Below are 9,484 nucleotides of genomic sequence, written 5' to 3'. Positions count from 1 at the left end.
CCACGCGATTCCGGCATGATCCGCCGGACAGGCCCTTCCGGCCCCGAGGGGGACATCGGAAACGGTGTCCCCCTCTTCACGAGCACCAGGGGGACCCATGAGGCCCCGAGGACACCCGAGGACTCAGTGACCCAGTGATGTACAAGCTCTTCTTCCGCCTGTTCTTCCAGCGGATGGACCCGGAACAGGCGCACCATCTGGCCTTCCGCTGGATCCGGCTCGCCGCCCGCGTCCCGGTGCTGCGCACGTTCGCCGCCGCCGTGCTCGCCCCCCGCCACGAGGAACTGCGCACCGAGGCCCTCGGGCTGCGGATGCACGGCCCCTTCGGGCTCGCCGCCGGCTTCGACAAGAACGCCGTGGCGATCGACGGGATGTCGATGCTCGGCTTCGACCACGTCGAGATCGGCACGGTCACGGGCGAGCCGCAGCCCGGCAACCCGAGGAAACGGCTGTTCCGGCTGGTCAAGGACCGCGCGCTGATCAACCGCATGGGCTTCAACAACGAGGGCTCGCTCGCGGTCGCCGCGCGCCTCGCCTCGCGCACACCCGTCTTCAGGACCGTCGTGGGCGTCAACATCGGCAAGACCAAGGTCGTCCCGGAGGAGGAGGCCGTCGGCGACTACGTGAAGTCCGCCGAGCGGCTGGCCCCGTACGCCGACTACCTGGTCGTCAACGTCTCCTCGCCGAACACCCCCGGACTGCGCGACCTCCAGGCCACCGAGGCGCTGCGCCCGCTCCTGGCCGCCGTGCGCGAGGCCGCCGACCGGGTCGTGCCCGGGCGCCGGGTGCCGCTGCTGGTGAAGATCGCGCCGGACCTCGCCGACGAGGACGTCGACGCGGTCGCCGACCTCGCCGTGGAGCTGGGCCTTGACGGGATCATCGCCACCAACACCACCATCGCGCGCGAGGGACTGGGGCTGACGTCCGCGCCCTCACTGGTGAAGGAGACCGGCGGGCTCTCGGGCGCGCCGCTGAAGGCGCGCTCCCTCGAGGTGCTGCGCCGCCTCTACGCGCGTGTGGGTGACCGCATCACCCTGGTCGGCGTCGGCGGCGTCGAGAACGCCGAGGACGCCTGGCAGCGCATCCTGGCCGGCGCCACCCTGGTCCAGGGCTACAGCGCCTTCGTCTACCAGGGGCCCTTCTGGAGCCGTGCCATCCACAAGGGGCTCGCCGCACGCCTGCGGACCAGCCCGTACGCCACCCTCGCCGACGCGGTCGGCGCCGATGTGAGAAAGGCCGGGGAGACGGCATGAGCCCGAGGGAGCCCTTCGGCGCGCGGCTGCGCCGTGCCATGGACGAGCGTGGCCCGCTGTGCGTCGGCATCGACCCGCACGCCTCCCTGCTCGCCGAGTGGGGCCTGAACGACGACGTGGCCGGCCTGGAGCGGTTCAGCCGCACCGTGGTGGAGGCGCTGGCCGGACAGGTGGCCGCCCTGAAGCCGCAGAGCGCCTTCTACGAGCGTTTCGGCTCGCGCGGTCTCGCCGTGCTGGAGAAGTCGGTCGAGGAGGCCCGGGCGGCCGGCGCGCTGGTCGTCATGGACGCCAAGCGCGGCGACATCGGCTCCACCATGGCCGCCTACGCCGAGTCGTTCCTGCGCGAGGACGCGCCCCTGTTCTCGGACGCGCTCACCGTCTCGCCGTACCTCGGCTACGGGTCGCTGAGGCCCGCGGTCGAGATGGCGCGGGAGAGCGGCGCGGGTCTGTTCGTGCTGGCGCTGACCTCCAACCCGGAGGGGGCCGAGGTCCAGCACGCCGTGCGGCCCGACGGCCGCAGCGTCGCCGCGACCGTACTGGCGCACCTCGCCGAGGAGAACGCGGGGCAGGCCCCGCTCGGCTCCTTCGGCGCGGTGGTGGGGGCCACGCTGGGCGATCTGTCGTCGTACGACCTGGACATGGGCGGGCCGCTGCTCGCGCCGGGGATCGGCGCGCAGGGCGCGACGCCGGCCGACCTTCCCCGGGTGTTCGGCCCCGCGGTGCGCAACGTGGTCCCGAGCGTCAGCCGGGGTGTTCTGCGTCACGGTCCCGCGGTGGGGGCGCTGCGCGACGCCGCGGAGCGCTTCGCGGAGGAGATCAGGACCGCGGTGACCGGCGGCTGAGTGCCTCCGGCGGGCGGTCCGGGGCACTCGTCAGGCTGGATACATCCTCAAATCCGGGGCATTATGTCCTAAATGCCCGGCCTGGCGGAGGCTGACCAGGACTTTTCCGCTGTTCTCGCTGACTCCGGCGGACGGGACCGCTAGTCTCCGTCGAGTGGGGGCGCCTCCCACGCCCTCAACGTAGTGGGGGAGAACGGGCAAGCGTGTTGCTCGTGGCTCCCCAGGTGTGGGGCGACTAGGTTCCTCACCGGTCCGTATCCGACAGTTCGACATCCGAGGTGACGTAGGCGTGGCTCTTCCGCCCCTAACCCCTGAACAGCGCGCAGCCGCGCTCGAAAAGGCCGCCGCGGCTCGCCGGGAGCGGGCCGAGGTCAAGAATCGACTCAAGCACTCCGGCGCCTCCCTGCACGAGGTCATCAAGCAGGGCCAGGAGAACGACGTCATCGGCAAGATGAAGGTCTCCGCCCTCCTTGAGTCCCTGCCGGGCGTGGGCAAGGTCCGCGCCAAGCAGATCATGGAGCGGCTCGGCATCTCCGAGAGCCGCCGCGTGCGCGGCCTCGGGTCCAACCAGATCGCGTCCCTGGAGCGCGAGTTCGGCAGCACCGGCTCCTGAATCCAGGGTCTCCGGGCAGGAGTCCCGGGCACCGTGCGATTGCTGGAATAATCGCCGCATGGCTGTAACACCCCGGGGCGCGACCCCCGTACCCCCGGACGCACGTCCGCGGCTGACCGTGCTCTCCGGCCCCTCAGGGGTCGGCAAGAGCACGGTCGTCGCCCATATGCGCAAGGAACACCCCGAGGTCTGGCTCTCGGTGTCGGCGACGACCCGCAAGCCCCGCCCCGGTGAGCAGCACGGCGTCCACTACTTCTTCGTCACCGACGACGAGATGGACAAGATGATCGCCAACGGCGAGCTGCTGGAATGGGCCGAGTTCGCGGGCAACCGCTACGGCACCCCGCGCGCCGCCGTGCTGGAGCACCTGGAGACGGGTGTGCCGGTGCTGCTGGAGATCGACCTCCAGGGCGCCCGGCAGGTCCGTGAGTCCATGCCCGAGGGCCGGCTGGTGTTCCTGGCGCCTCCCTCCTGGGAGGAGCTCGTGCGCAGGCTCACCGGACGGGGGACCGAGCCGCCCGAGGTCATCGAGCGGCGGCTGGGGGCGGCGAAGATCGAACTCGCGGCCGAACCGGAGTTCGACGAGACCCTGGTCAACACCTCCGTCGAGGACGTGGCTCGCGAGCTGCTAGCCTTGATGGACGTTGTGTGATCGTGACTGTGACTGTGACGGTCGCACCGACTGAATCTTTCCCATCCATCGGAAGGTAGAGCGTGTCCTCTTCCATCTCCGCGCCCGAGGGCATCATCAACCCGCCGATCGACGAGCTCCTCGAGGCCACCGACTCGAAGTACAGCCTCGTGATCTACGCGGCCAAGCGGGCCCGCCAGATCAACGCGTACTACTCGCAGCTCGGCGAGGGCCTCCTCGAGTACGTCGGTCCGCTCGTCGACACCCACGTCCACGAGAAGCCGCTCTCCATCGCGCTGCGCGAGATCAACGCGGGTCTGCTGACGTCCGAGGCCGTCGAGGGCCCGGGCCAGTAGTCCGCCAGTAGTACCCGCGGTTCTTCGTATCCGAAGATCGTGGCAGGTTTTTCCACAGGCCCGGCAGCGTGAATGCCGGGCCTGTGGTCTGCTCGGGGGGTGCGGGAGCCGATCCCGCGATGATGCAGCATGGACGCGTACGCCGACCAGCCGCGGCGTGCGTGTGTCGAGTGCGGGGAGGCCCGGTGAGCAAGCCCAAGGTCGTTCTGGGGGTCGGTGGCGGCATCGCCGCCTACAAGGTGTGCGAGCTGCTGCGCAGGCTGACCGAGTCCGGTCACGACGTGCGCGTGGTGCCGACCGCCTCCGCGCTGCACTTCGTCGGCGCCGCGACCTGGTCGGCCCTGTCCGGCCACCCCGTCTCCGCCGAGGTCTGGGACGACGTCCACGAGGTCCCGCACGTGCGCATCGGGCAGCAGGCCGACCTGGTCGTCGTCGCCCCCGCCACCGCCGACATGCTCGCCAGGGCCGCCCACGGCCTCGCCGACGACCTGCTGACCAACACCCTGCTCACCGCCCGCTGCCCGGTGGTCTTCGCCCCCGCGATGCACACCGAGATGTGGGAGCACCCGGCCACCCAGGACAACGTGGCGACGCTGCGCCGCCGCGGCGCCGTCGTCATCGAACCGGCGGTCGGCCGGCTGACCGGCGTCGACACCGGCAAGGGCAGGCTGCCGGAACCGGCGGAGATCTTCGAGGTCTGCCGCCGTGTGCTGGCCCGGGGCGCGAGCGAGCCCGACCTCGCCGGGCGGCACGTCGTCGTCAGCGCCGGCGGCACCCGCGAGCCCCTCGACCCCGTCCGCTTTCTCGGCAACCGCTCCTCCGGCAAGCAGGGCTACGCCCTCGCCCGGACGGCGGCGGCCCGCGGCGCCCGGGTCACCCTCGTCGCCGCCAACACCTCCCTGCCGGACCCGGCGGGCGTGGACCTCGTCCGGGTCGGCACGGCCGTGCAGCTGCGGGAGGCCGTGCTGAAGGCCGCCGCGGACGCCGACGCGGTGGTCATGGCCGCCGCGGTCGCCGACTTCCGTCCGGCGGCCTACGCGACCGGCAAGATCAAGAAGAAGGACGGCGAGGACCCCGAGCCCGTCACCCTGGTGCGTAATCCGGACATCCTCGCCGAGATATCAGCCGAACGGGCGCGGCCCGGACAGGTGATCGTGGGCTTCGCCGCGGAGACCGACGACGTCCTCGCCAACGGGCGCAAGAAGCTCGCCCGCAAGGGCTGCGACCTGCTCGTGGTCAACGAGGTGGGGGAGCGCAGGACCTTCGGCGCGGAGGACAACGAGGCCGTGGTGCTGGCCGCCGACGGCGGCGAGACTCCCGTGCCGCACGGACCGAAGGAGGCCCTGGCCGAAACCGTGTGGGACCTGGTGGCCGCCCGGCTCGCCTGAGTACCCTCGGCGCCCGCACTGTCCCGCCGAACTTCGGAGCCCGGCGCGTGGCGACTCTGGCCAAGGTCGCCGGGCTTCGGCAGAATGCCCGTGCCGCAGGTCACAGCGCTCCCGAGAGGCGAGACAGGTGGGCCGGCGGCCGAGCGCGACCGATAAACTGTTCTCGGACGACGCCAGGCGCAGCCCCGTGCCCGTCCGCCAATGATCAGCCAGCAGCCGCTGCAACCCCAGGGAGCGTTGTGTCCCGTCGCCTGTTCACCTCGGAGTCCGTGACCGAGGGTCACCCCGACAAGATCGCTGACCAGATCAGCGACACCATTCTCGACGCGCTTCTGCGCGAGGACCCGACCTCCCGGGTCGCCGTGGAGACACTGATCACCACCGGCCTGGTGCACGTGGCCGGCGAGGTCACCACCAAGACCTACGCTGACATCGCGACCCTGGTCCGCGACAAGATCCTCGAGATCGGCTACGACTCCTCCAAGAAGGGCTTCGACGGCGCCTCCTGCGGCGTGTCCGTCTCCATCGGCGCGCAGTCCCCGGACATCGCCCAGGGCGTGGACACGGCGTACGAGTCCCGGGTCGACGGCGGCGCCGCGGGTGACGAGCTGGACCAGCAGGGCGCCGGCGACCAGGGCCTGATGTTCGGCTACGCCTCCGACGAGACCCCGACGCTGATGCCGCTGCCGATCTTCCTGGCGCACCGGCTGTCCAAGCGCCTGTCGGACGTGCGCAAGAACGGCACGATCCCCTACCTGCGCCCGGACGGCAAGACCCAGGTCACCATCGAGTACGACGGCGACAAGGCCGTCCGCCTCGACACCGTGGTGGTCTCCTCGCAGCACGCCTCCGACATCGACCTGGACTCGCTGCTGGCGCCCGACATCCGCGAGTTCGTCGTCGAGCCCGAGCTGAAGGCGCTGCTGGACGACGGCATCAAGCTGGAGACCGAGGGCTACCGGCTGCTGGTCAACCCCACCGGCCGGTTCGAGATCGGCGGCCCGATGGGCGACGCGGGCCTGACCGGCCGCAAGATCATCATCGACACCTACGGCGGCATGGCCCGGCACGGCGGCGGCGCCTTCTCCGGCAAGGACCCGTCCAAGGTGGACCGCTCGGCCGCGTACGCGATGCGCTGGGTCGCGAAGAACGTGGTGGCGGCGGGTCTGGCCGCCCGCTGCGAGGTCCAGGTCGCCTACGCGATCGGCAAGGCCGAGCCGGTGGGCCTGTTCGTGGAGACCTTCGGCACCCACAAGGTGGAACCCGAGAAGATCGAGAAGGCCATCGACGAGGTCTTCGACCTGCGTCCGGCCGCCATCATCCGCGACCTCGACCTGCTCCGCCCGATCTACGCCCAGACCGCCGCGTACGGCCACTTCGGCCGTGAGCTGCCCGACTTCACCTGGGAGCGCACGGACCGCGTGGACGCCCTGCGCGAGGCGGCGGGCCTGTAGGACCGGGGCGGCAGGCCCCCCGGCCGACGCGAGACCTGAGCGAGGCCCGGACCCCACGGGGGTCCGGGCCTCGCTCGCCGTCGGTTGTCGGTCCCGTTTGGTAAGAATGCAAGCGTGAGCAGCGAGAACGGGACGGGGGACGGCGGAGCCGCGGGGGCGCCGCCGGAGCAGCTTGCGCTCATCCGGGAGACCGTGCGCAAGGCGAAGGAGCCACGGGCCAAGCCGCGCACCTGGCGCGGTGCCGCGCTCGCCGCGGAACTGCCCGTGGCGCGCGTCCTGGTCGACAAGGGCGCACTGCACCTCGACCGGTACTTCGACTACGCCGTGCCCGCCGAACTCGACGCGGACGCACGGCCCGGAGTGCGGGTCCGCGTACGGTTCGGAGCCGGACGGCACCGGGTGCGCGAGGGCCGGCGCGAGGGCGGCGGACTCATCGACGGGTATCTGATCGAGCGCCGGGCCGAGTCCGACTACGCCGGGCCGCTCGCCGCGCTCGCCCAGGTCGTCTCGCCCGAGCCCGTGCTCGGCGAGGAACTGCTCGGCCTGGCCCGGGCCGTCGCCGACCGGTACGCGGGCAGCCTCGCCGACGTGCTGCAACTCGCCGTGCCACCGCGCAGGGCGCGCGCCGAGGAACGGCCCTCGCCCCCACCGCTGCCACCGCCGACCGCACCCGACGCGGGCTCCTGGGCCCGGTACGAACGGGGGGCCGCGTTCGTGACCGCGCTGGCCGCGGGCGGCTCGCCGCGTGCCGTGTGGAACGCGCTGCCCGGACCCGGGTGGAGCGAGGAACTGGCCCGCGCCGTCGCCGCCGCTCTCGCCTCGGGACGCGGCGCGCTCGTCGTCGTCCCGGACGGGCGGGCCGCCGCCCGGGTGGACGCCGCGCTGACGGCCCTCCTCGGCGAGGGACGGCACGCGCTGCTCACCGCCGACGCGGGGCCGGAGAAGCGGTACCGGCAGTGGCTCGCCGTATCCCGGGGCTCGGTGCGGGCCGTCGTCGGCACCCGGGCCGCCATGTTCGCGCCGGTGCGGGACCTCGGTCTGGTCGCCCTGTGGGACGACGGGGACGACAGCCACAGCGAGCAGCACGCGCCGCAGCCGCACGCCCGCGAGGTGCTGCTGCTGCGCGCCGCGCAGGACAAGTGCGGTTTCCTGCTGGGCGGTTGGAGCTGCACGGTGGAGGCGGCGCAGCTCGTCGAGAGCGGCTGGGCCGGGCCGCTCGTCGCCGCGAGGGAACAGGTACGGCGGGCGGCTCCGCTCGTGCGCACGGTGGGCGACGCCGAGCTCGCGCGGGACGAGGCCGCGCGGGCCGCCCGGCTGCCCTCGCTCGCCTGGCAGGCGGCCAGGGAGGGGCTGCGGCACGGGCCCGTGCTGGTGCAGGTGCCCCGCCGGGGCTACGTACCGCGGATGGCCTGCGCGCAGTGCCGGGCGCCCGCGCGGTGCCGGCACTGCGCGGGACCCCTCCAGGGGCAGGACGCGGGGGCGCTCGGCTGCGGCTGGTGCGGGCGGGAGGAGCCGGCCTGGCACTGCCCGGAGTGCGGCTCGTTCCGGCTGCGGGCCCAGGTCGTCGGGGCGCGGCGGACCGCCGAGGAACTGGGCCGGGCGTTCCCGTCCGTGCCGGTGCGGACCTCGGGGCGCGAGCATGTGCTGGACACGGTGCCGGGGACACCGGCGCTGGTGGTGAGCACCCCGGGCGCGGAGCCGGTCGCCGAGGGCGGGTACGCGGCGGCGCTGCTCCTGGACGGCTGGGCCATGCTCGGGCGGCCCGATCTGCGTGCGGGAGAGGACGCGCTGCGGCGCTGGACGGCGGCCGCCGCGCTGGTCCGGCCGCAGCCGGAGGGCGGCACCGTGGTCGTCGTCGCCGAACCGACCCTGCGGCCGGTGCAGGCGCTGGTGCGCTGGGACCCCGTCGGCCACGCCCTGCGGGAGCTGTCCGAGCGCGCCGAACTCGGGTTCCCGCCGGTGTCCCGCATGGCGGCCGTGTCGGGTCCGGCTGAGGCGGTGTCGGACTTCCTCACCGCCGTCGAACTACCGCGGGAGGCAGAGGTGTTGGGCCCCGTTCCGCTGCCGGTCACGTCTCCCGGCCGCCCCCGCCGCTCCGGCGCGCCCCCGCCCGGCGAGCAGTGGACGCGCGCCCTGATCCGTGTCCCGCCCGGCAGCGGGGCCGCCCTGGCCTCCGCCCTGAAGTCCGCCCAGGCGACCCGCCTGACCCGCGGTACTTCCGACCCGGTCTGGATCCGTATCGACCCACCGGACATCGGCTGACGGTTCCGCGTGGGCCCTCCCGGGTGCCGGCCGGGAGGGAAAAGGGTGTCAGCCGTTGCGTGGGCCGGGGAAGGCGGTGGGGCGGGGGTCCTCGCGCAGGACCGGGCTGCCGGCCGTCGGCTGGGTCGGCATGGAACGGGCCGCGGGGACCGTGGGGATGCCGCTGCCGACATTGACCGTACGGGCGCCCGCCGGGTCCGGGGCACGCTCGCCCTCGGCCGCCGCCTGGGCCGCCGCACGGCGGGCGCCGTAGCGCCGGTGGACCGCCTGCTTGGTGACGCCGAGGGCCGAGCCGACGGCGTCCCACGAGAAGCCGAGCGAGCGGTCGAAGTCCACGGCGGCCGTGACCAGGGTCTCGACGCTGTCCCGCAGCTCCTGGGCGAGACGGACGGTCGGGGCGGGGGCACGTCCGTAGACGACGAAGCCCGTGGAGGGGCCGGAGCGGCGCGGGCGGTAGACGTTGCCAAGCTGAGCGGTGAGCGTGCGCAGCGCGTCCACCTGCCGGCGGACCCGCTCGATGTCCCGCACCAGCAAGTGAAGGCTGGCCCGGGCCTGGGCGTCGTGGGTTGCGTGGTCGGCCATGAACAAGCCTCTCGAACCGGCGTTGAAAGGAATCGGGCCGGACAGCGGCCCGCTGTGGTCAACTCTTTCTTGACCAACGCGCTTCAGCTCCACGGGTCACGGT

The 9,484-nt window shown here is 73.0% G+C and carries 9 protein-coding genes; 8 read left to right on the top strand and 1 reads right to left on the bottom strand.

The window, feature by feature from the left end:
- The first annotated feature begins 137 nt into the window (after positions 1 to 137).
- From ACIP4X_RS14870 to ACIP4X_RS14835, 8 genes are all read left to right on the top strand, one after another.
- Positions 138 to 1,253 (top strand): quinone-dependent dihydroorotate dehydrogenase, encoded by a 1,116-nt coding sequence (locus tag ACIP4X_RS14870; RefSeq protein WP_358735784.1) that lies wholly within the window; start codon positions 138 to 140, stop codon positions 1,251 to 1,253.
- Positions 1,250 to 2,095: an orotidine-5'-phosphate decarboxylase gene (pyrF, locus tag ACIP4X_RS14865; protein WP_358735785.1), complete on the top strand. Its 846-nt coding sequence runs from the start codon at positions 1,250 to 1,252 to the stop codon at positions 2,093 to 2,095. The genes ACIP4X_RS14870 and pyrF overlap by 4 nt, the downstream gene beginning before the upstream one ends.
- Positions 2,096 to 2,384: 289 nt before the next feature.
- Positions 2,385 to 2,708, top strand: a complete 324-nt coding sequence (locus tag ACIP4X_RS14860; RefSeq protein ID WP_003977346.1) for an integration host factor — start codon at positions 2,385 to 2,387, stop codon at positions 2,706 to 2,708.
- Between the two features lie 58 nt (positions 2,709 to 2,766).
- Complete coding sequence (gene gmk / locus ACIP4X_RS14855; RefSeq protein WP_358735787.1) at positions 2,767 to 3,360, top strand: guanylate kinase; 594 nt, start codon at positions 2,767 to 2,769, stop codon at positions 3,358 to 3,360.
- Between the two features lie 62 nt (positions 3,361 to 3,422).
- Positions 3,423 to 3,695 (top strand): DNA-directed RNA polymerase subunit omega, encoded by a 273-nt coding sequence (gene rpoZ, locus ACIP4X_RS14850; RefSeq protein WP_004933985.1) that lies wholly within the window; start codon positions 3,423 to 3,425, stop codon positions 3,693 to 3,695.
- A 185-nt stretch (positions 3,696 to 3,880) separates the two neighbouring features.
- Complete coding sequence (coaBC, locus tag ACIP4X_RS14845) at positions 3,881 to 5,083, top strand: bifunctional phosphopantothenoylcysteine decarboxylase/phosphopantothenate--cysteine ligase CoaBC (protein ID WP_358735789.1); 1,203 nt, start codon at positions 3,881 to 3,883, stop codon at positions 5,081 to 5,083.
- A gap of 239 nt (positions 5,084 to 5,322) precedes the next feature.
- The gene (metK, locus tag ACIP4X_RS14840; protein ID WP_358735791.1) at positions 5,323 to 6,537 is read left to right on the top strand and encodes a methionine adenosyltransferase; all 1,215 of its coding nucleotides are present in this window, start codon (positions 5,323 to 5,325) and stop codon (positions 6,535 to 6,537) included.
- A gap of 114 nt (positions 6,538 to 6,651) precedes the next feature.
- The gene (locus tag ACIP4X_RS14835; protein ID WP_391456544.1) at positions 6,652 to 8,799 is read left to right on the top strand and encodes a primosomal protein N'; all 2,148 of its coding nucleotides are present in this window, start codon (positions 6,652 to 6,654) and stop codon (positions 8,797 to 8,799) included.
- Between the two features lie 48 nt (positions 8,800 to 8,847).
- Here ACIP4X_RS14835 and ACIP4X_RS14830 read toward each other — a convergent pair whose 3' ends face one another.
- On the bottom strand, positions 8,848 to 9,381 hold the full coding sequence (locus ACIP4X_RS14830) for a hypothetical protein (RefSeq protein WP_358735794.1): 534 nt from the start codon (positions 9,379 to 9,381) through the stop codon (positions 8,848 to 8,850).
- Positions 9,382 to 9,484 lie beyond the last annotated feature (103 nt).

This window comes from Streptomyces sp. NPDC088817 (assembly GCF_044750345.1).
GTDB lineage: Bacteria > Actinomycetota > Actinomycetes > Streptomycetales > Streptomycetaceae > Streptomyces.
The sequence above is the reverse complement of the archived record's forward strand: the minus strand, read 5'-3'. Positions and strand labels throughout refer to the sequence as shown.

Excerpts from the sequence above, each read along its gene's own strand:
- ACIP4X_RS14870 (WP_358735784.1), top strand. The coding sequence starts at position 138 with ATGTACAAGCTCTTCTTCCGCCTGTTCTTCCAGCGGATGGACCCGGAA.
- pyrF (WP_358735785.1), top strand. The coding sequence starts at position 1,250 with ATGAGCCCGAGGGAGCCCTTCGGCGCGCGGCTGCGCCGTGCCATGGAC.
- gmk (WP_358735787.1), top strand. The coding sequence starts at position 2,767 with ATGGCTGTAACACCCCGGGGCGCGACCCCCGTACCCCCGGACGCACGT.
- ACIP4X_RS14830 (WP_358735794.1), bottom strand. The coding sequence starts at position 9,381 with ATGGCCGACCACGCAACCCACGACGCCCAGGCCCGGGCCAGCCTTCAC.